The following is a 19571-nucleotide window of genomic DNA, read 5'->3' as shown; positions in this document are numbered from 1 at the left end:
ATTAGTAAGACAAGTAAGAAGTCACAAAAGCCCGCTCAGACTAGAGATCTGAGCGGTTTTCTTATGTCGTTCTTTTCTTAAACCGATCGCCTGTATTTAAATAAATAAGTGCAAACGCAATTGATACAACAAACACTATCATACCGATAATGAACAGCAGCTGATTTGCGAGCACGTCGCTTAATCCCAGCAACAATATTCCAAACGAAATGGCATACATGATCTTGCCCATAAATTTACATAGAGCCACCTCATCGTATTCCGCTTTTTTCTCAGTGGGTAAGGTATTATAGCCGGCGATCAAAAAACCGCCTTTTCCTTTTGAAAGAACAAATGCGAGAATAAGAAAAGGAATCAAAATGATAAAAGGAACAATCGCTTCTTCGATAAGAATTCCTCCTTTTTTAGAGCTTTATACTAGACTATACGAAGAGAGAATTGAAAGGTTTCATGTATTTGGCAAAAAAACAACTTGTCTAGGCATACAGCATGGGCTAATAGAGAAAACGCTTACATAACTATGTAGTATATCCTAAAAAAGAGAGGTGTTTGTTATGTTAGGTTTTCTTCAAAAAATCGGTAAATCGTTGATGCTTCCGATTGCAATTATGCCTGCTGCTGCGCTTTTGCTCCGGTTAGGTCAAGATGATTTCTTAGGTATACCGTTTATATCGGCAGCGGGTGACGCTGTTTTCGGACATTTGGCTTTATTGTTTGCGATAGGAGTTGCAATTGGGTTTTCAAAAGATGGCAGCGGAGCCGCTGCGTTAGCAGGTGCTGTCGGGTACTTTGTTTTGACAGAAGGAGCAGCAGCTATTAATGAAGAGATTAATATGGGTGTTCTAGGAGGAATTGTCGCTGGGGTCATTGCCGGTCTTCTATATAACCGCTATCATACTATTAAATTACCAGACTGGCTTGGCTTCTTTGGCGGAAAGCGCTTTGTACCAATCGTTACATCACTTGTAATGCTGGTGTTGGCTTTTGTGTTTGGATATGTTTGGATTTTTGTTCAGCACTTTATTGATAATATTGGTGAGTGGATTATTGGAGCTGGTGCAGCGGGAGTAGGAGTATTTGGGTTTTTAAACCGCATGCTCATTCCGCTTGGATTGCATCATATTTTAAATACGCTCGTTTGGTTTGAGTTTGGAGAATTTACAAACGCTGCGGGTGAAGTTATAAAAGGAGACCTCTGGCGCTTCTTGGCAAAAGATCCTTCTGCGGGAATGTTTATGACGGGCTTTTTCCCTATCATGATGTTTGGTCTTCCAGCGGCTGCGTTTGCGATGGTTGCAGCTGCGAAAAAAGAGCGTCGAAAAGCAATGATGGGCGTATTTATAGGTTTAGCACTTACCTCGTTCTTAACAGGGATTACCGAGCCAATTGAGTTTTTATTTATGTTTTTATCACCGGTCCTATACGTGATTCACGCTATTTTAACCGGTTCTGCTATGTCGATTACGTACCTGCTTGATATTCATCACGGCTTTGGGTTTTCAGCGGGAGCCATTGACTACTTCTTAAACTTTGGGATTGCACAGAAGCCGCTGCTTTTAGCCGGTGTTGGTCTCATTTATGCGTTGCTGTATTTTATGATTTTCTACTATTTAATTATTAAGCTTGATCTAAAAACACCTGGGCGTGAAGATGAAGTAGAAGGAGAATTTGAAGAAAGCGGAGCGTTAACAGGTAGTTACGGTGACCTTGCGAAAGCTTACGCAGAAGCACTTGGCGGAAGAGGAAACTTGCTTGAAGTGGATAATTGTGTGACGCGCCTTCGTTTAAAAGTCAAAGATACGAGTATCATAAATGAAGTTGAGCTAAAAAGGTTGGGAGCGAAAGGTGTACTAAAGCTAAGTGGCCAAGACCTTCAAATAGTTGTCGGCACAGACGTTGAGTTTTTAGCCAATGAGTTGAAAAAGATGTAAAGAGAAGGAGCTACTCGTAAGGAGTAGCTCCTTTTTTTACTATTTATGCTAAAATAGTAAAATATAACATTTCGATAAGGAGAGATGTCATGAATTCAAATCTCCAAACGTCTAAACCAGTAAAAGTCGTAGTGAAAAAGAAGCTAACGATTAGAAGCGTTCTAAATCTGTACGGGATTTTTGCTATTGCTGGAATGCTCCTTTCAATCTTCACAACGTTAGTGTCACTGAATGAAAATATGGAGCTTTACTTAAAAACAGAAGAAATGCTGAAAGGGAAAAAGTTAAAAGAGTTTTTAGCCTTTATTTTTGGTTCAGCGGTAGTTTATTTTTCACTGGTGAATATATATTATTACTTCTTAGAGAAGAAACATAAAAGCTCTTCTTAAAAAAGAAGAGCCTTCTTTAAGTATAAGTCAAAGAGACTGCATATTTTTACTTATGATATGATCGAAAAAAAAGGTAGTATAAGGGGCTGATACAGTGGGAAGTAAAGAAGATAATAAGCAACTATTAAAAAGGAAGCTGTATCCTGCGATGTTAGGCGGGATTGTAGGAGATGCACTGGGAGTACCGGTAGAATTCAAAAATCGAGATTCATTTAAGGTTACTGAAATGACAGGGTATGGTACATATAATCAACCTCCTGGGACGTGGTCTGATGATACGTCATTAACGATGTGTTTAGTTGAAAATATACTAGAAAATGAAGATGACGTAGGGTTGATGCACAAGTTTGCCCATTATCGTGATAATGGATACTGGACCCCATACGGCAAAATGTTTGATATCGGCATTGCAACAAATGAAGCAATTTATCGCTATAAGCAAGGACTACCACTTGAAGAATGGGGAGGAAGTTCTGAGTACGACAATGGAAACGGAGCGCTCATGCGAATTGCGCCTTTATTTTTTACGCTCATTCAAGAAAAAAGTGTGAAAAAACGAATTGGTGAGATTAAACGTATAGCCGAAGTGACTCACCGTCATCCGCGATCGACCTTGGGATGTATTTTATATCTAGAGTTTATGAACGCACTTTACAATGATAAGACACCGCTTGAAGCGAATCGGATGCTAAGTGAGTTTTGCCAAGAACACATAGTGGGAACAGTGTATGAGAACGAAATTCAGCATTATGCAAGGCTGCTTGAATCAGATCTTGTTCATTTACACCGAGGTGACATCAAGTCAGATGGCTATGTGGTGCATTCGTTAGAAGCGGCGGTGTGGTGTTTGCTACATGCTGATGACTATGCTGATGCAGTATTAATGGCTGTAAACCTTGGCAATGATACCGATACGGTTGCTCTTTTAACAGGAGTTTTTGCAGGTATGTATTATGAAATGCATGGCATACCAACAAAGTGGATTGAACAGCTAGCAGGTAAAAAGAAGATACTGGACACTCTTGATCACTTTTACCTTCATTGTGCAGAGTGAAGAAGTCCAAGCTTATAAATTAATAGAGCTCTTTCTATTAAAAGAAAGAGTTTTTTTATGGATTAGCACCATTAATAGAAAGAATATTCAGATTTATATCATGTGAGTATCATACATATCTCACATCGACTACTCCTAAGAAATGGTACCATAAAGCTATCAGTAAAATGACTAATTAGGGAAAGGTTGGATGATTATGATGCTAAAGAAGTGGATTTCTAATCGCTTGAAATTTAAAGCAGTCGCACCCGTTTTAATTTTTTCATGCGTATCGCTTATTGGCTTTTCTGGAGCAAATATCTCATCAGCTGAAATGAAAAACGAGACTACAATTGAAAGAAAACTTGCTAAGCTTGAGGATACATACGACGCTAAGCTTGGTGTCTATGCGCTTGATACAGGTACGAACAAAGTAATTTCATATCGTCCTGATGAACGATTTGGATATGCTTCAACTCACAAAGCTTTAGCTGTGGGAGTATTGCTGCAGCAAAAAGACATTAAAGACCTTGATAAACGAATTACATATACGCGAGATGATTTAGTGAACTATAACCCCATTACAGAAAAATATGTTGATGCAGGAATGACGCTGAAAGAGCTATCTGATGCATCGCTTCGCTATAGTGATAATACAGCAGGAAACCTTATTCTTGAAGAGATAGGTGGACCGATAGGATTTAAAAAAGCTCTTAGAGAACTAGGAGATGACGTGACAAATCCTGTGCGAATTGAGCCGGAGCTTAATGATGTACAGCCAGGCGAAATCGCTGATACGAGTACGGCGAAAGCGCTAGCTACAAGTCTTCAAGCTTTTACTTTAGGAGATGCACTTCCTGTTGAAAAACGTGAGCTTTTAATTGACTGGATGAAGCGAAATACTACAGGAGATGCATTGATTCGTTCAGGAGTACCAAAGAATTGGGAAGTAGCGGACAAAACAGGGGCAGGATTATATGGAACGCGTAATGACATTGCCGTCATTTGGCCAAAGAAAGGTGATCCTATTGTTCTTGCAGTGCTTTCAAGTCGTAATGAAAAAGATGCTTCGTATGACGACAAGCTTATTGCAGAAGCAACAAAAGAAGTAGTGAAAGCGCTCAAAGGTAAAAGCCATTAATTTAATAATTTTTAATAATTCATAAAAAGATAACTCAAAAATGGTACTATGTTTTTATAGTGCCATTTTTATTAGAAGTAAGATAAATAGTTAGGGGAATACAAGATGAATAGTAAAAAATTAGGTAGCTTTCATGTGACTAGTCTTCAGCTTATCATCTCAGATCCGTGTTATCCAATTGAGTGTGCGGTAGACGACAGCGACGATTTTGCATGGAAATTAGAACCTGCTAAAAGGGGTGAGTGGACCGCAACAGTTTTCTATGAAGATGATTTTACGATAAGTAAATTAGTAGCTACGCACACTGATTTTAAAATGACTGATACTTGGATTGAAACTGGAAAAGAAGTTGGAGTAGATTCAGCCACGGCAGGAATATTTGATGCATCTGTTTATGGAAGAGACGACGCAATTACATATGAAGTGGAAAATGTGCATGAGATTAATATGGATGAAGAAGGTCTTACGTATTATGTAGCTTGCTGCGATGCAGTCGCATCTTCTGAATATGAAGCTAGTATCGTCCCTGGTGGAGTTGTGTCGATGTCCGGCATAGGTGACGGTTACTATCCAGCTTACGTTCAATATGATAATCAAGAAATAGCCGCAGTATTATTAGATTTTTGGTTTGATGAAGAAGAGGAATAAAAACAAACTGCTTTTATATAAAAGTGTTAACCTTTATAAAGGTAATCTTCAAGTGCGCTCTCTTGTGAGAACGCACTTTTGTATTTGGAAGACCTACTTTCTGCTTTCATTAATATTGAAATAAAATCCAATTTTAATCTAGACAGTTATATCACATTATGATATATTTTATTTAGTTATATCGCAATGTGATATATCTTGAAGTGATATAAGAGGTGAGGATTTGGGAAAAACAGAGCAGTTAACAGATTCAATGTTTTACATAATGGCAGCTTTAACAAAGCCAAGACACGGCTATGCTATTATGAATTTAATCGAAGAAACATCAAAGGGCACCATTACAATAGGGCCCGCTTCCATGTATACCATTATTAAAAAGCTTTTAGAAAAAGAATGGATTTACTTATACGATGCTTCGGATTCAAGACGTAAAACGTATTTCCTTACCGATGTAGGAAGAACTGTGCTTAGAGAAGATGTAACCCTTAGAAAAATAATGATTGAACTAGCTGAAACGGGATTGGGGGAGGATGAAGAATGAAACAAACCAAGTACATCATGTCAGGTGGCCTTGCTTTTGCTGAAGAGAAGGATATGAAAAAATTACGCCGATTTTCTTTAAAAGGATGGCACGTTACTGGTTTTAAATTTTCGGGGTACACGCTTGAAAAAGGAGAAAGCTCAGACTATATCTACAGCGTAGACTACCGATCCCTTGAAGTAGGAGAAGAAGATGAATACTTTGATGTTTTTGCATCCGCCGGGTGGTCTCACGTAACTTCAGAAGGAGATATTCATTTGTTTCGAGCAGAATCTGGTACAAAAGCGATTTATAGCGACTCTGAGACGTTAGTTGAAAAATATAAAAGCTTGTCTAATTCCATGGGGTATATCGCGATTTCATTAGTAGTACTTACAGCGCTTGCGTGGTTGGGAACGATAATGAGCTCTGGAGTTTTACATTCGCTGCTGACTGTGATTGGTATCGTGCTAACAGTTGTTGCCTTTCCAGCAACTTTGACTGCCATCGCATCCTATAATAATAAATGGAAAGTGGAGGAAAAGAAGGGTTCGGTTGCTTTGTTGAAAATTATACCAACTGCTCTTGTCATAATGGCAGTTCTTGTCTTGGTATTCGGTGATTATGACTCAGCTCGTCTGCTAGCCTATATGATTATTGGAGGAACTGTCTTTCCAGCAGTGATTTGGCTGATTATGTCTTTATTTCATAAAGTGAGAAACGAAGGTTAAATGAATAGCTCAAACAGAGAAAAGCGATTAGACTCTTTAGTTTCTAATCGCTTTTTCTTGTCATTCAAGTTTACTAGAAAAAGTGAATAATTGGATAGTAGTGAAACTTTTTAAACCTAAAATACGTATATGTAAATAAATACTAAAAGTGGATATGTTGAACATGAATAATCAGCTTTTAGCTGGACTAGTTGTGTTACTTGTTATGTCTGTGGCTTTCAACATATATCAATTTATTCAACTGAAACGATATCAGCTACATAACCGTACCAAAGCATCTTGGCACGAGGCAATGAATCTAGGAAACCCAATCAGTTTATTTTTATGGTGGGGGCTATGTTCAGGAGCTGTGATTGGTATATTGGTAGGAATTATAGAATTGTTTATATAAGGAGGATCCTGTATGGTGAAGTTATTTCTAGTAATTGGTATAATCTCTATCATCATTTCTGGAATTTCGATTGGAGCTTGGGTAAATGGAGAGCAGCAAAGAGCGAACTTTCACTCTGAAACGGCTGAACACCGTAATGTTAAAACAAAAGTATCTATGGTGTTTGGTTTGGTAGGAATTGTGGCGTTAAGCGCTGCAGGGCTTGTGTATTTTCTGTAAAAGAAAAGCCTTACTAAAAAGTAAGGCTTTTTGCCATAATGAGGAGTTTTTGCACATGCTTTTATCTAGTAGTGAATGCTTATTGTAACCCTTTAATTCTCTTCGTTAGTTCCACAAACTTCAAATCCAATTCTGTATAATCCTTATGATTGGGTGTGAGAAAACTTAGCTTCCCAAGCACTTCCTGACGCTCGGTTTCAAGGGTTAAGCGAAGCTTTTCTTTATCATCGATGTTGCTTGGCTTATCGCCTGATGTTTGTAGCTGCTTGTTCATGCGTTCATTTTCAATAATTAGCTGTACAGTAGTAACCTTTTCAACGAAGTAGCGGTCATGGGAAACGATCAGCAACGTTCCGCTATACTGTTCTAGCGTTTTTTCAAGCTGTTCTCGAGAAGGTAAGTCAAGGTGATTGGTGGGTTCATCTAAAATCAGAACGTCTTTTTCTTCTAGAATGTACTTCATCAGTTTACACTTTACGCGTTCACCCATGCTCATGTTCGCAATTGGCTCGTTCCACTGTGACGCGACAAAGCCTAAATGCTTCATTAAGTTTTGAACATGCCCTCGAGCTTCAAATGTTTCTCGATGAAAAAGCTCTTTTGGCGTTTGGTCAAGCGGAAGGTCAAATACTTCTTGCGTTAAGTACCCAATTTGAGCGGAAGGGGAAATCCATAGTTCGCCTTTGGTCGGCGCTTCGTTTTTCATTATCATTTGTAAAAGCGTCGTTTTCCCGCTGCCGTTAGGACCTATAATCGCTACTTTCTCACCGTGCTGAATCGTGAAGTTTGCTTCTTTAAATAAGGCACGGTCTATAAATGATTTTTCCAGGTCTTTTACTTCCAAAAAGCGCTTGCCGTGCTTATGAGTTGAAGTAAATGAAAATTGTACCTGATACTCCTCAGCGGGAGCTTCTGTTTTAAACTTTTCCAGCTCTTTTTCAAGACGCTTTTGTTTTGACTTCACCTGTGAATCTAAACGCTTGGCTTTGACGCGGTGATATTCTTTAAAACCTTCTTCTTTTGTTGATTGTGCATGACCTGACTGTGACCAAGCGGTAAGCTGATTCATTTGATTGTTGATGCGCTCTTTCATTTTTTGCTGCTTTTCGTATTCTCGCTGTTGGGTGAGACGAACTTGTTCACGGTGTTTCATATAGTCGCTGTAGTTTCCGCTGTGTGCAATAACTTTTTGATTCTCAATAGACCAGATTTTTGTTGCGACCTGATCTAAAAAATAGCGGTCATGGGAAACCAAAAGGATCGTTCCTCGGTATTTCTTTATTTCTTTGATTAAAAGAGCCGTGCTGTCAGCATCTAGATGGTTTGTTGGTTCATCTAACAATAAAAGATCAGAATAGTTCGCTAAACCTCTTGCAAGGCGGGCTTTCAGCTTTTCACCACCGCTCAGCCGCTGAAAGTTGCCGGTTGGCACGTTCCATTTCCTTAAAAGCGTTTCTTCTGATGCCGACAAGTCTTCAAATGAGTAAGAACGAGCTTCTTGTTCAACCATAGAAATGGAAATGTTGGGCTGAAAGTGCTGAATTTTTCCGCCTGTCGGGTTTATATCTCCAGTCAGTACGCGAAGCAAAGTAGATTTGCCGGCACCGTTTTTACCAATAATACCGATAGTGTCACCTTGCTGGATACTTACATTTACATCTTTAAACAGCGTGTAGTCATTTAATTCAAGCTTCAATTCTTTTAATTGTAGTAGTTCTAACATCGAATCATCCCTTTGGTACAGGGAGAATAAAAAAATCCTCCCAATTTTATTGGAAGGATTAGTCGAGTCCGCATTATTGTCCCGCATAAAGAAGCCTATAAGCAGAGAGCTTGTAGGGAGGGGTGAAAAATGGGCAGACTAATCCTAAGTTTTTAAGACTTGAAATTATGAAATTTCAAACGTAAAAAATTAGGTTAGTTATCCATTGTTCATCCATCATTCCTCTCGTGTTTATTAGTGAAAATTGTAGCATGCTTAAAAACAATCGGCAACCCTATGTAGAAAATAAATCCTTTTTTTAGATTTACCAGTTCTGTTTAGGATATTTATGGTAAAATAGATTCAATTTTATAGGAGGTGCAAGGAATGAATCACAATCAAGCATCTCTCAACTCTTCATCTGCTAAGCTAAAGATGATTGTATCCATGGTTATTTTTGGTTCAATCGGCTTCTTTTCAGAGCGCTCTAATCTACAGTCAGTGGAGCTTGTTTTTGTTAGGTGTGTGTGTGCGACTCTATTTTTAAGCGCTTGCTGGATGTTAACTGGAAAGTATAAAGAAGAAAAGTGGAGTAAAAGAGATGTTATCCAGACGTTGATCTGCGGCGTTTTTCTTGTATTAAACTGGGTGTTTTTATTTAAAGCATTTGAACAAACGTCCGTTACGGTCGCTATTTCAATCTATCATTTGGCACCGGTGTTTGTTTTATTTTTAGGAGCTATCCTATATAAAGAAAAGCTAACCCCTATATCAGTTGTGTCACTGGCGATTTGTTTTATCGGTACTCTTTTGATTTCAGGGGTTAGTGCTGGTACATCAATGAACGATTTACTTTCTTCAGGGGTGGTTTGGGGACTCTTAGCTGCGCTCTTTTACGCATTCACTACCCTAGCAGGTAAAGGGATTAGAGAGCTAAGTCCCTATGCGACGACGTTTTTACAAACTCTGGTTGGAATTTTTATGCTGATGCCGATCGTTACCTTTCATTCTTTTTTTGAACTATCTGCGATTAACTGGATGGTTGTAGCTATAACAGGCATCGTACATACTGGTATCGTCTATTTACTGTTTTTTGATAGTTTACGATTTTTATCATCAAACGTCATTTCAGTTCTCGTGTTTCTAGATCCTGCGGTAGCTATTTTATTAGATACGCTGTTAACAGGGTTTAGACCAGATATTCTACAAAGCGTTGGCATTGTCCTCATCTTTGGAGGCATGGGGTTGACGATGATGAAAGTGAAAAAGAAATCGGACTACTCATATCGTGAAGGGGAGAGTGTGAAATGATTGATATTAAAATTAGACCGGTACATCCAAGTGACGCAGAAGCTGTTCATGAAATTAGAATTCAGCCATCAGTTGCACGCCATACGTTAGCGATACCTTCAGAGCGTGTGAAAAGTTCAAAAGATTTTATGGAAAGCATAAGTCAAGATGCGCATCTAATGGTAGCTACAGTTGAAGATAAACTCGTTGGGATAGCTGGCCTTCATATTAAACCAGGAAAACAGCGTCATATTGCTGTACTGGGTATCTCGATTCATGAGAAGTACCACGGAAAAGGTATTGGTGGTGCTCTTATAGATTCACTTTTAGATATTGCAGATAACTATTTAGGTCTCATTCGCATAGAACTAGAGGTGAATGTATCAAATGAAAAAGCCATGAAGCTTTACAAGAAAAAAGGGTTTCAAGTAGAGGGACAACTAAAAAAAGCGCACTTCTATGCAGGTGAATATCATGATGTGTTTATAATGGGAAGAGTGAAGTGAGGAGATTCAGTTGGCAAAGTTTGTAGAAAAAGGGTTTATATATGGCCTTGTTTTAGGCTTTTGTATAGGCGTATTTTTCGTACCTTATAAAGAAGTATTGGGCTCAGGAGAAGGGTTCATCGAAACGTCATACATGGAACTTATTGACGTATTTATGGTTTTAATGAGAATATGTGCTGCCAGCGGCCTTATCGGAGCTGGAATCGGTTATTACTTACATGTTGATAAAGTGAAGCACTCTAAGTAGTGGAGTGTTGTACAGGTATTGATACATAAGTAGTTCAATCCCTACTATGCCTGAACGATTAAAAGTTCACAACTTTTAATCGTTCAGGCTTTTTGTTGATTAGGAAAAAATAGTTTAGAATGGAGCGTAGCGTGATGGAACGAACGGGTTCAAATAAACGAAAGAAATAGGAAGAACTGTTTTTCATCTTTTAGAAGCAGCTGTTTTTCTATGTCTCAAACTCATTTTCATTAATCAATGAAGACCCTTATACTGTTTTCTATTTTTCTAGTGATAGATTAACTTTACAATAATTTGAAAATATATCAATAATTTTACTTTATCTTATTGAAACTATTGAAAAATCTGATTATAATGAGGTGTGTAAATTTTCCATTATTTGAATAAGCCGATATTTACGCCTGCTTTACGTGACTGGGAAAGTTACCCTTTATTGGCTATAAAGGGTTTATTCTTATGAGAAAAATAGAGAAGTAAGATGATATAAAGGGGATTATAAATGAAGAAAGTACTACTCGTAGCTTTTGTTTTTATATGTATAGTAGGCTGTTCTTTTGGTGGGAAAACAGCAGTGGAAGGACAAGCTGTTTTCTCTGATAAAGGAAAAGAGTGGAGTGCTGAATACATATATGACCACAAGCTTTATCAAGAGCGCAAGACAAATTGGGTAAGGCTAGGGCCAAAATCGATTAAGATAACGCCAGAACAATTGAAATACATAACGGTTGAGCTTCAAACGGGTGAAGGTGATACGGTAACAGGAAATGTAAAAGCCATGGTGAATAAATTGGACGATAAAGATAATACCGTGTCTTTTTTAGTCGGTACGCTTAATGATCGAACATATAAAGAAGATGTATTTAAAATGAAAATTATCTATAAAAACGAAGAAGAAGTGCTGAACCTAAAACTAGCAGAAAATAAGTAAAGTAGGGGATTATAGATGTCAAAAGAAGTCATGATGCAGGCAGTTATTCAACATGAGTTTGGAAGTGCAGACGTTTTAAAATGCGAGCAAATCCCAAGACCGAGCAGACAAGAAGGAGAAGTTCTTATTAAAGTCGCATATGCAAGCATAAACTATGCAGACCTTAAAACACGAGTTGGTGGAAAGGGGGAAGCAGAGTTTCCCTTTACACTTGGTTTAGACGCAGCCGGTATGGTAGAAGAAGCCTCTGAAAGTTCAGTATTTTCACCAGGGGATCGAGTTATTGCTTTTCCAAAAAGTGGTTCATACGCTCAGTACGCTATTGCAAGCGAAGCCCTTGTTTTTAAAATTCCTGACGAGCTCTCGTTTGAACAGGCAGCAGCAATGCCAACAGTAGCTATCTTATCATATATGCTAATTCATGAAATTGGACGAGTGAAGGCTTCGGATACAGTGGTAATTCATAGCGCTGGAGGAGGAGTGGGTTCCATGCTTGTACAGCTAGCCAAGCAAGCTGGGGTTGAGAACGTGATGGGAACGGTGGGAAGCCTAGATAAAAAAGAATACGTTGAATCGCTTGGAGCAGATGCTGTTTTTACATACGATACATTTTCTGAAGAAGTTTTCAAGCGGACAAAAGACCAAGGAGCAGATGTTATTTTTGACTCGATGGCAGGAGACGTTACGGAAAGAAGTTTAGCATGTTTAGCGCTTTATGGTACACTCGTTCAGTTTGGAAACAGCAGTGGAAAAGCAGGAAGCTTTAAAACAAGTGATGTTCACAGCAGTTGTCGTAGCGTAAAAGGTTTTAGTTTAGGAACGACTAGAAAGCATGCTCCAGAGAGGCTAGCTCCTGCTGCTGCAAAAGTGATTGACCTTTTTGCTAAAAGAGAAGTTAATCTTTCTATTCAACAGGTATTTGATTTAAAAAACGCAGCCGACGCTCATCGCTTAGTTGAAAGCCGGAACTACGAAGGAAAAATTCTTCTTAAAGTATTGTGAAAATAATAAAAACATTTCGAAATGTAATAATTTGTAGTATGATGTTGAATGTACATACAGCATGAAAGAGGTATAGAGATGGTTTTATTAGGAACGCTTGCAAATGGGTTAGGCATTGTTGTCGGAACGCTTTTAGGAAGCTTATGTCGAAACATTCCCGAAAGCATGAAAACCACCGTTATGCAGGCAATCGGATTAGCAATTGCGGTTTTGGGAATTCAGATGGGTATGAAAAGCGAACAGTTTTTGCTCGTAATTTTAAGCCTTGTTATCGGTACAGTAGCGGGTGAAGCATTGAAGTTAGAAGAGAAGCTTTCGTCAATTGGCTCATGGATCGAAAGCAAGGTCGGAAGTGGTCAAGGCAGTGTTGCTGAAGGCTTTGTAACAGCAACATTAATCTTCGTTGTTGGAGCAATGGCCATTATCGGTGCTCTTGATAGTGGCATTCGCGGCAATCATGACGTATTGTATACAAAAGCCGTGATGGACGGATTTATCTCTCTGTTACTAAGTACAACGCTTGGGATTGGCGTTATTTTCTCAGCCATAGCTGTTGTTTTATATCAGGGATTAATAGCTGTTTTTGCTGCACAGATTGATCGAATAGTTCCAGATGCACTGATGGATCAGCTTATTATCGAAATGACGGCAACCGGTGGTATTATGATTCTAGCAATTGGCTTAAATTTAATTGGCATTACCAAAGTCAAGGTGGCGAATTTGCTGCCTGCAATTGTTGTTGTCATTTTGTTAGTGACGGGAATGTATGCTTGGATGTAGTAGACCTTTTAACAGAAGGTCTACTTTTTTTTGAGTATATAAATTACAGCGTATATAGCTTGCTTTTGCATCGGCACATTGAAAAGGATAAAATAAATTAAGCACATTCAAAATCGACAAGAATAAAAAAATATAGTAACTTATCAGTTGATAAGCTCGAATATATATAAGGGTGAATGATATGTCAAAACAGCCAAAGACTTTAAAAAAAGAAGATGGCGAAAAGACGCGCAAGCTCATTATGGAAACTGCGCGTTCACTATTTATGGAGTATGGGTATCGTGCTGTATCAACACGCAAAATTGCAGAGGTGTGTAAGATTACACAGCCCGCTCTTTATCATCATTTTTCAAATAAGCAAGCTATTTATTTAGAAATGCTGAGGATTAATTTAGAACAAATGAAGCAGAGCTTATTAAGTATTATTAACAGCAAAAGAGATTTGCAGGAATGCTTAGAGCATATAATTTATTATTTATTAAAAACGTATCCGTATAATTTAAACCAACTCTTTCATGATATAAAACATGAAATAGCTGATGAGAATCAAAAAGTACTTCGACAGTGGTGGGAAGAGGCTTGTTTGGCTCCTATCTCTGCTCTACTACAAACAGCTTCTGATGAAGGAAGTGTTCATGTGCCGGCCAATACATCAGTAAAACAATATGCTTATTTATTAATGAGCTTGGTTAGTCAGTCCGAGATGGAGAAACTAGAGAGCGAAGCAGAAGTAAAAGAAAAAGCACAGTTTCTTTCGGAATTTATAATGTTTGGCATTTCAACTACTTTCAGAGATAACAAGAAAGCGTGAATAAATCGTTCATGCTTTCTTCTTTACCCTTTACTTATCATTTGATAAGTAAGTGTAACTTCAAAGGAGGAGAATAAAGATGAAACAGAATATTGATCGAGTTTTTCCTTATGAATGGTACGCAATTTGTTACTCAAGCGATGTATCGGAAAAGCCTGTTAAGAGAAAAATTGTTGGAAAAGACGTAGTATTATTCCGAAATGAAAAAGGTCATATCTCGGCTGTTCACCCTTATTGCCCACACAGGGGAGCTGATTTATCTCTTGGTTCTGTTGTAAATGGAAAGCTGACGTGTCCGTATCATGGCTGGCAGTTTGAAGGAGATGGAACATGTGCTTGTATTCCATCTCAACCAGATCAAACCGTGCCGAAATTCGCTCATGCACGCTCATATCCTGTTCAGGAAAAAGCAGGACTTGTATGGATTTTTCCTGATCATACAAAGACAGAAAAAGAGGTAAAAGAGCTTACTATTTTTGAAGAAATCAATCAAGACGGCTATAAGCTTGTTCCTTTTCAATCCTTGTGGAAAGCACATTTCACACGAACAGTGGAGTCCATTTTAGATATCGCTCACTTGACGTATGTTCATAAGAAAACGATTGGGAAAAATATGCCGAGCGTAGTGCCGGACTACAAAGTGGAAGGAAACCTCGATTTCTTTTCTTTTTCTGGGGGAGGAGCGTATTTAGAGTACATGTTTCCTCATCAATGGATATTGAAATCCAAGGATAAAGAAAAGCAAAGCTTCTTTCAGTATTTAACATTTACACCCTTAGATGAAGAAGAGACGTTGATTTTGGGGTACGGCGGTAGAAGTTTTTTGAAAAGAGCTCCATTTATTGACTTTTTTATGCGTTACTACAATTTAAAGGTGCTAAAAGAAGATCAAGACGTTGTAGAAAGTCAGCATCCTCGACCAATACCAGAAGCATTAAAAATGGAAGCACACGTGCAGGCAGATATGGCACAAATTCAGTTTCGAAAAAGGTGGTTTCAATTTCTATCCACTGAGGAGCCAGGATTTGCTTTGGATGAACAGTTTGAAAAGAACGGGAAAATATGAAAAAAAGGCGTACTAGCTAAAGTAAGCATAGTACGCCTTTTTTCTACTGAATCATGTAGTAGTGAAGAACAGTTGGTTCCTCACTGAAAAAATGCTTAATTCGCTGTTCCCATTTGGAGAATTGTGAACTTCCGACAAATCCGTTTACATGATCTTCAAGCGTAGCCCACTGTACAATAAGTAAAAAATGATTGGGAAACTCAATGCTTTGCATAAGTTGATGAGACAAATAACCAGCGTTGTTAATTAACAAAGGGAAAGCTTCACCGATAGCTACAACAAATTCAGAGACAAGGTCTTGTTTTATAATAAGGGTTGCTTGCTCTGTTACCATTAAATTATCTCCTTGCTGGTTAAATAACGTTTAATGCCTTCAACTACGTAGTCATGGTCTAACTGTGGCGTTAACCCAGCTACAGTAACACTTCCAATTACGCCCGCCCCTTGAATTCGAATTGGAAACGAACCACCGATTGCTTGGTAATCGGCTGGAGAAAGCAGTGAGCTTTCGTCGTGGGTTGTTCCATTTTCTTCAAAGCGAGCTGAGATATAGTGCGAACTTCTGTTGTAATGGTCTACTACGCGTTTTTTACGTTGAAGCCAAAATACGTTTTCTTCGGACGTGCCGTCCATCAAGTGGGTAAAAAGAGGAACGCGGTTTCGTTCAATATGAACGGCAATTCCTTTCTTATGTTCTTTTGCATACTGAACAAGCGTCATTCCTAACTGAAGCGCATCTTCATTTGTAAATGATTGAAATTGTAGTTCATTTTCTAGTTCTTCTAATTGTTCAAGTTTCATGGTGTAAATCTCCTCTAAAATAAATTTTGTTTTTTATCCAATCGATAGTTAAGAATAGATAGTAAAAACGCAAGAGCGACCATAATGGCTCCAATCCAAGCAGTATCTAAATAAGTTAAGTAATCAACTGCGAATCCGCCTAGTGTGGACCCAGAAGCAATGCCTATATTAAATGCAGAGATATTTAAAGCAGAGGCAATATCTTTTGCGGAAGGCACAAGCTTTTCAGCTAATGCTACCATATAGGCTTGTACACCAGCTGACATCATAAATGCAAATAATCCTAAGAGAATAATAGATATAATGCTTAGAAGTTTGCTTGGCAATAAAATCATTTGCAGCAGCAGTACAATTCCTTGTAATAAGAAAACGATGCGTAGTGATTTAACAGGGTGATTATTAGCTAATTTACCACCAGTAATATTTCCAATTGCTACAGCAACACCGTAAATTAAAAGCAGCAGTGAAATCGAGCTTGAAGAGTAGCCGCTAATGTGTTCAAGGATTGGTGTAAGATATGTGAAAAGAGCAAAAGTACCTCCAAATCCTAAAGCAGTCATAAGAAGCGCTAATAAAATTCGAGGATTTTTAATTAGATTTTTAACATCTTTCACTGTCGGTGCATGTTTTTGTTTCTTTACTTTGTCTATGATTAAAGCGTTGGCAATTAAGCCTATGACACCGAGTAAAGAAACAGCTGCAAAGCTAGCTCTCCAGCCAAAATGTTGTCCGATGGACGTTCCTAGAGGAACACCAGCAATCGTGGCCACAGTTAAACCTGTAAACATAATAGAAATAGCTGTTCCTTTTTTGTTTTCAGGTACGATGTCAGCGGCAACCGTAGCCGCTATAGCAAAAAACACACCGTGTGAAACAGCTGTAACAACCCGTGAAAGCATGAGTAGCTCATAGCTTGAGGAAACGGCAGAAATAGCATTTCCAGCCGTAAATATTGCCATCAATATGAGTAAAAGTCCTTTCTTTGGCAGCTTTCCTGTTAAAGCTGTAACGAGAGGAGTTCCAACAGCAATTGCAATGGCATAGCCCGAAATGAGCGTTCCTGCTTTTGTTAATGAAATTGATAAATCATTGGCCACTGTTTGAAGCAACCCTACAATTACAAATTCTGTTGTACCAATGGCAAATGCGCTAATAGCTAATGAAATGAGTGCGAGGTATACTTTTTGTGTCATTTTTGACTCCTTCTTTGTTGTATTATGAAAGCAAAGCTGAAATCCTGGAACTACATTCAATGACTTTTTTACTCAATGCTTTATCCATTTTGCGATGTAAGCGCCAACTTGGCCCTGAAATAGCGATAGCTGCAAGGACTTTGTCTTTAACAATGACAGGTGCTGCTATACAGCGTAAGCCAATTTCAGTTTCTTCATCATCAACAGCGTAACCTTGTTCTTTGATTACTTTTAAATGCTGCTTCAGTAAATGAAGGTCAGCAAACGTATTCTCGGTTTTCTGAAGAAGGGGGAGTTCTTTTAAGACGCTGTCCAGCTGCTTTTCATTTAAGAAAGCTAAAATAACTTTACCCAGAGCACTTAAATGAACGGGAGCGTAATCCCCAACTTCTGAATGTGTTCTTATCGAGTGACGTCCATCAACGACTTGCGCTGTGACTACGTTTGTCCCATATAAAATCCCAACATAAGCAGTTTCACCAATTTCGTTGCTTAATTCATATAAAGGGGGGACGGATAGCCAATTTTCTTTTGGGCTATAGGTAGTTGAAGACATGCCGACTTTTCCTGTTAAGGTGTATGCATGACCAACTTTCTTTACATAGCCCATTATTTCAAGCGTATAAAGCAATCGAAATGCCGTTGATTTGTTGAATGAAAAAGTATGGATGACATCTGTTAAAGTCATATCTTTTTCCTGTAAAGCGTCTATTATTAATAGCCCTTTTTTTAACGTAGCTACTTCATACTGTTCCAAGAAGCTCACCTCTCTTTCGTACGTTGTTTATCCTAATTGGTTTTGATGAGTAAATCAAAAAAAGAACTAAAGTTTCTATAATTGAAACAAAAAGGAGCATTACTTTATTTTCTACATCATTTTTGGGTGTTTATTCATTTGGAAGGACTAAAAATAAGGAAGTTGTTTTCTCAAAGTGTCAAAAATGAAGGGAGAGGACACGCCATGTACTTTCCATCCAAAAAAGATTGGTGGATGTCATGCTTAATTTGGGGAGTGGGTATCGCTGTTTTAATAGATGGAATCTTTGTGATGGGTTGGGGTGTGTTTGTGGTTCCGTTTATTCAAGATCATTATTTCATTCGACTAGCTGCTTTAGCGTTTTTTGCAGCTTTCATACTTTCGATTTGGTTTCGCACAGGGTATTATCTCACAGACCAAACGTTAACCATTTATTATGGTCCTTTTAAGAAAAAAATAAATGTAAAAGAAATTCACAGTATTCGCTTCGTCAAAATGCCTTTCATTGCCCCCGCACTTTCGATTCAACAAGTTCAAATCAAGTACAGCAAGCGTAAAACAATACGAATTTCACCTCGTGATCCAGAGGTGTTTGTCCAGTTTCTGAAAGTAAGATCAGGACTTACGATGAAAATATCACAAAAGGCGTAGCAAGCTTAATCAGCTTAGTACGCCTTTTCTTTTAATGTAAACATTTGCGAATACCTCCGTATTCCACCAGCGGTTTTGACACATAGCCGTCTGCTTCAAGTAAATAAATGATTGTTGTGGTAACGTATGGTACGTGGGCAGGGTGAAGGTCTAAATATTTTGAGAGCTGCAAGGAAGTAACGTCTCCTTTAAAAATATCGTGGCGGTTTACACAGACAAACGGGTATACGTGTTTTACGATTTGCTTAGCAGTTTCTAACATTAACAAATCAATCAGGCCTCCTAATTGTATTTTAATATAAAGATATTCATGAGTTTGTGTATTGATGACACGTATTTTTATAAGATAACGCTTACATTTGTTGATTTTTAATTTATATGAAGATAATAAAAGAAAAAAGTAACCTGTTGAATAACTTCTTATACAGAAGCTATTCAGCAGGTTACTGCAAATGTTTCTTGCTCCAATCCCCCATGCTTTGAAGAATAGGTACAAAACTTTCGCCTAAAAAAGTGAGGGAGTATTCTACTTTAGGTGGTACTTCATTGTATACTTCCCTGTGAATCATACCATCCTTTTCAAGCTCGCGAAGCTGATTGGAAAGCGTTCCTTTGGAGATGCCAGGAAGCAGCCGCTGAAATTCATTAAAGCGAATGGTTTTTGTGCTTAAATGCCACAGAATAATAATTTTCCACTTTCCGGCGATAATATTGTGGGTTTGAGTTACGGGGCAATTTTCTCTTTGGGCCATATAAGACAACTCTCTTTCTTTTCTTAAAGGTCACTTTTTTACGACTAGGTCATAAAAAAGTGACTACTTTTCAGAATTCCTC

General features: G+C 38.2%; 26 protein-coding genes. 18 read left to right on the top strand and 8 right to left on the bottom strand.

What is annotated here, in order from left to right:
* Window positions 1-61 precede the first annotated feature (61 nt).
* Window positions 62-358 (bottom strand): DUF3784 domain-containing protein, encoded by a 297-nt coding sequence (locus NIZ91_11340; GenBank protein USY53354.1) that lies wholly within the window; start codon window positions 356-358, stop codon window positions 62-64.
* 196 nt (window positions 359-554) lie between these two features.
* On the opposite strand from NIZ91_11340, the gene nagE reads away from it, so the two are divergent.
* From nagE to NIZ91_11295, 9 genes are all read left to right on the top strand, one after another.
* Window positions 555-1931 (top strand): N-acetylglucosamine-specific PTS transporter subunit IIBC, encoded by a 1377-nt coding sequence (gene nagE, locus NIZ91_11335; protein USY53353.1) that lies wholly within the window; start codon window positions 555-557, stop codon window positions 1929-1931.
* Between the two features lie 89 nt (window positions 1932-2020).
* On the top strand, window positions 2021-2320 hold the full coding sequence (locus NIZ91_11330) for a hypothetical protein (protein USY53352.1): 300 nt from the start codon (window positions 2021-2023) through the stop codon (window positions 2318-2320).
* Between the two features lie 148 nt (window positions 2321-2468).
* A complete protein-coding gene (locus NIZ91_11325) occupies window positions 2469-3374 on the top strand; it encodes an ADP-ribosylglycohydrolase family protein (protein ID USY57153.1) in 906 nt (301 codons plus the stop codon).
* 190 nt (window positions 3375-3564) lie between these two features.
* Window positions 3565-4494 carry a class A beta-lactamase gene (bla, locus tag NIZ91_11320; GenBank protein USY53351.1) on the top strand — a complete coding sequence of 310 codons (930 nt, stop codon included), beginning with the start codon at window positions 3565-3567 and terminating at the stop codon, window positions 4492-4494.
* 105 nt (window positions 4495-4599) lie between these two features.
* Window positions 4600-5142, top strand: a complete 543-nt coding sequence (locus tag NIZ91_11315) for a DUF4241 domain-containing protein (GenBank protein USY53350.1) — start codon at window positions 4600-4602, stop codon at window positions 5140-5142.
* A gap of 223 nt (window positions 5143-5365) precedes the next feature.
* Window positions 5366-5683: a PadR family transcriptional regulator gene (locus NIZ91_11310; protein USY53349.1), complete on the top strand. Its 318-nt coding sequence runs from the start codon at window positions 5366-5368 to the stop codon at window positions 5681-5683.
* The gene (locus NIZ91_11305) at window positions 5680-6393 is read left to right on the top strand and encodes a DUF2812 domain-containing protein (GenBank protein ID USY53348.1); all 714 of its coding nucleotides are present in this window, start codon (window positions 5680-5682) and stop codon (window positions 6391-6393) included. Before NIZ91_11310 ends, NIZ91_11305 begins: the two co-directional genes overlap by 4 nt.
* A gap of 163 nt (window positions 6394-6556) precedes the next feature.
* Window positions 6557-6784 (top strand): hypothetical protein, encoded by a 228-nt coding sequence (locus tag NIZ91_11300; protein ID USY53347.1) that lies wholly within the window; start codon window positions 6557-6559, stop codon window positions 6782-6784.
* Window positions 6785-6796: 12 nt separating this feature from the next.
* The gene (locus NIZ91_11295) at window positions 6797-7003 is read left to right on the top strand and encodes a DUF5316 domain-containing protein (protein USY53346.1); all 207 of its coding nucleotides are present in this window, start codon (window positions 6797-6799) and stop codon (window positions 7001-7003) included.
* A 79-nt stretch (window positions 7004-7082) separates the two neighbouring features.
* On the opposite strand, the gene abc-f is transcribed toward NIZ91_11295, so the two are convergent.
* On the bottom strand, window positions 7083-8726 hold the full coding sequence (abc-f, locus tag NIZ91_11290; GenBank protein USY53345.1) for an ABC-F type ribosomal protection protein: 1644 nt from the start codon (window positions 8724-8726) through the stop codon (window positions 7083-7085).
* Between the two features lie 366 nt (window positions 8727-9092).
* Here abc-f and NIZ91_11285 point away from each other — a divergent pair, with 366 nt between their 5' ends.
* From NIZ91_11285 to NIZ91_11250, 8 genes are all read left to right on the top strand, one after another.
* A complete protein-coding gene (locus NIZ91_11285) occupies window positions 9093-10016 on the top strand; it encodes a DMT family transporter (protein ID USY53344.1) in 924 nt (307 codons plus the stop codon).
* Window positions 10013-10501 carry a GNAT family N-acetyltransferase gene (locus NIZ91_11280; GenBank protein ID USY53343.1) on the top strand — a complete coding sequence of 163 codons (489 nt, stop codon included), beginning with the start codon at window positions 10013-10015 and terminating at the stop codon, window positions 10499-10501. Before NIZ91_11285 ends, NIZ91_11280 begins: the two co-directional genes overlap by 4 nt.
* A gap of 10 nt (window positions 10502-10511) precedes the next feature.
* Window positions 10512-10748, top strand: a complete 237-nt coding sequence (locus NIZ91_11275) for a hypothetical protein (GenBank protein USY53342.1) — start codon at window positions 10512-10514, stop codon at window positions 10746-10748.
* Between the two features lie 499 nt (window positions 10749-11247).
* Window positions 11248-11676 (top strand): hypothetical protein, encoded by a 429-nt coding sequence (locus tag NIZ91_11270; protein USY53341.1) that lies wholly within the window; start codon window positions 11248-11250, stop codon window positions 11674-11676.
* A gap of 33 nt (window positions 11677-11709) precedes the next feature.
* Window positions 11710-12678, top strand: a complete 969-nt coding sequence (locus tag NIZ91_11265) for a zinc-binding dehydrogenase (protein USY57152.1) — start codon at window positions 11710-11712, stop codon at window positions 12676-12678.
* A 78-nt stretch (window positions 12679-12756) separates the two neighbouring features.
* Window positions 12757-13458, top strand: coding sequence for a DUF554 domain-containing protein (locus tag NIZ91_11260; protein ID USY53340.1), 702 nt, complete (start codon window positions 12757-12759; stop codon window positions 13456-13458).
* Between the two features lie 181 nt (window positions 13459-13639).
* Window positions 13640-14269 (top strand): TetR/AcrR family transcriptional regulator, encoded by a 630-nt coding sequence (locus tag NIZ91_11255; GenBank protein USY53339.1) that lies wholly within the window; start codon window positions 13640-13642, stop codon window positions 14267-14269.
* A 79-nt stretch (window positions 14270-14348) separates the two neighbouring features.
* A complete protein-coding gene (locus NIZ91_11250; GenBank protein ID USY53338.1) occupies window positions 14349-15335 on the top strand; it encodes an aromatic ring-hydroxylating dioxygenase subunit alpha in 987 nt (328 codons plus the stop codon).
* Between the two features lie 43 nt (window positions 15336-15378).
* Here NIZ91_11250 and NIZ91_11245 read toward each other — a convergent pair whose 3' ends face one another.
* From NIZ91_11245 to NIZ91_11230, 4 genes are read right to left on the bottom strand one after another with little or no spacing between them, the layout of a single operon-like run.
* Complete coding sequence (locus NIZ91_11245; protein ID USY53337.1) at window positions 15379-15669, bottom strand: antibiotic biosynthesis monooxygenase; 291 nt, start codon at window positions 15667-15669, stop codon at window positions 15379-15381.
* Window positions 15669-16136 carry a heme-degrading domain-containing protein gene (locus tag NIZ91_11240; GenBank protein ID USY53336.1) on the bottom strand — a complete coding sequence of 156 codons (468 nt, stop codon included), beginning with the start codon at window positions 16134-16136 and terminating at the stop codon, window positions 15669-15671. The genes NIZ91_11245 and NIZ91_11240 overlap by 1 nt, the downstream gene beginning before the upstream one ends.
* A 14-nt stretch (window positions 16137-16150) precedes the next feature.
* On the bottom strand, window positions 16151-17329 hold the full coding sequence (locus tag NIZ91_11235) for an MFS transporter (GenBank protein USY53335.1): 1179 nt from the start codon (window positions 17327-17329) through the stop codon (window positions 16151-16153).
* 22 nt (window positions 17330-17351) lie between these two features.
* Window positions 17352-18086 (bottom strand): IclR family transcriptional regulator, encoded by a 735-nt coding sequence (locus NIZ91_11230; protein USY53334.1) that lies wholly within the window; start codon window positions 18084-18086, stop codon window positions 17352-17354.
* Between the two features lie 204 nt (window positions 18087-18290).
* Between NIZ91_11230 and NIZ91_11225 the strand changes: the two genes are divergently transcribed.
* The gene (locus NIZ91_11225; protein ID USY53333.1) at window positions 18291-18737 is read left to right on the top strand and encodes a PH domain-containing protein; all 447 of its coding nucleotides are present in this window, start codon (window positions 18291-18293) and stop codon (window positions 18735-18737) included.
* Between the two features lie 31 nt (window positions 18738-18768).
* On the opposite strand, the gene NIZ91_11220 is transcribed toward NIZ91_11225, so the two are convergent.
* Both NIZ91_11220 and NIZ91_11215 read right to left on the bottom strand, forming a co-directional pair.
* Window positions 18769-18999 (bottom strand): hypothetical protein, encoded by a 231-nt coding sequence (locus tag NIZ91_11220; GenBank protein USY57151.1) that lies wholly within the window; start codon window positions 18997-18999, stop codon window positions 18769-18771.
* 181 nt (window positions 19000-19180) lie between these two features.
* The gene (locus NIZ91_11215) at window positions 19181-19489 is read right to left on the bottom strand and encodes a helix-turn-helix transcriptional regulator (protein ID USY53332.1); all 309 of its coding nucleotides are present in this window, start codon (window positions 19487-19489) and stop codon (window positions 19181-19183) included.
* Window positions 19490-19571 lie beyond the last annotated feature (82 nt).

The sequence above is a fragment of the Bacillus sp. 1780r2a1 genome, from assembly GCA_024134725.1.
Taxonomy (GTDB): domain Bacteria; phylum Bacillota; class Bacilli; order Bacillales; family Bacillaceae_H; genus Priestia; species Priestia aryabhattai_A.
This window is presented reverse-complemented; position numbering and strand designations above follow the sequence as displayed.

Coding starts and splice junctions, on each gene's coding strand:
- nagE (USY53353.1), top strand. CDS start 555: ATGTTAGGTTTTCTTCAAAAAATCGGTAAATCGTTGATGCTTCCGATT.
- NIZ91_11330 (USY53352.1), top strand. CDS start 2,021: ATGAATTCAAATCTCCAAACGTCTAAACCAGTAAAAGTCGTAGTGAAA.
- NIZ91_11325 (USY57153.1), top strand. CDS start 2,469: ATGTTAGGCGGGATTGTAGGAGATGCACTGGGAGTACCGGTAGAATTC.
- bla (USY53351.1), top strand. CDS start 3,565: ATGATTATGATGCTAAAGAAGTGGATTTCTAATCGCTTGAAATTTAAA.
- NIZ91_11315 (USY53350.1), top strand. CDS start 4,600: ATGAATAGTAAAAAATTAGGTAGCTTTCATGTGACTAGTCTTCAGCTT.
- NIZ91_11305 (USY53348.1), top strand. CDS start 5,680: ATGAAACAAACCAAGTACATCATGTCAGGTGGCCTTGCTTTTGCTGAA.
- NIZ91_11300 (USY53347.1), top strand. CDS start 6,557: ATGAATAATCAGCTTTTAGCTGGACTAGTTGTGTTACTTGTTATGTCT.
- NIZ91_11295 (USY53346.1), top strand. CDS start 6,797: ATGGTGAAGTTATTTCTAGTAATTGGTATAATCTCTATCATCATTTCT.
- abc-f (USY53345.1), bottom strand. CDS start 8,726: ATGTTAGAACTACTACAATTAAAAGAATTGAAGCTTGAATTAAATGAC.
- NIZ91_11285 (USY53344.1), top strand. CDS start 9,093: ATGAATCACAATCAAGCATCTCTCAACTCTTCATCTGCTAAGCTAAAG.
- NIZ91_11280 (USY53343.1), top strand. CDS start 10,013: ATGATTGATATTAAAATTAGACCGGTACATCCAAGTGACGCAGAAGCT.
- NIZ91_11270 (USY53341.1), top strand. CDS start 11,248: ATGAAGAAAGTACTACTCGTAGCTTTTGTTTTTATATGTATAGTAGGC.
- NIZ91_11265 (USY57152.1), top strand. CDS start 11,710: ATGCAGGCAGTTATTCAACATGAGTTTGGAAGTGCAGACGTTTTAAAA.
- NIZ91_11260 (USY53340.1), top strand. CDS start 12,757: ATGGTTTTATTAGGAACGCTTGCAAATGGGTTAGGCATTGTTGTCGGA.
- NIZ91_11255 (USY53339.1), top strand. CDS start 13,640: ATGTCAAAACAGCCAAAGACTTTAAAAAAAGAAGATGGCGAAAAGACG.
- NIZ91_11250 (USY53338.1), top strand. CDS start 14,349: ATGAAACAGAATATTGATCGAGTTTTTCCTTATGAATGGTACGCAATT.
- NIZ91_11245 (USY53337.1), bottom strand. CDS start 15,669: ATGGTAACAGAGCAAGCAACCCTTATTATAAAACAAGACCTTGTCTCT.
- NIZ91_11240 (USY53336.1), bottom strand. CDS start 16,136: ATGAAACTTGAACAATTAGAAGAACTAGAAAATGAACTACAATTTCAA.
- NIZ91_11235 (USY53335.1), bottom strand. CDS start 17,329: ATGACACAAAAAGTATACCTCGCACTCATTTCATTAGCTATTAGCGCA.
- NIZ91_11225 (USY53333.1), top strand. CDS start 18,291: ATGTACTTTCCATCCAAAAAAGATTGGTGGATGTCATGCTTAATTTGG.
- NIZ91_11220 (USY57151.1), bottom strand. CDS start 18,999: ATGTTAGAAACTGCTAAGCAAATCGTAAAACACGTATACCCGTTTGTC.
- NIZ91_11215 (USY53332.1), bottom strand. CDS start 19,489: ATGGCCCAAAGAGAAAATTGCCCCGTAACTCAAACCCACAATATTATC.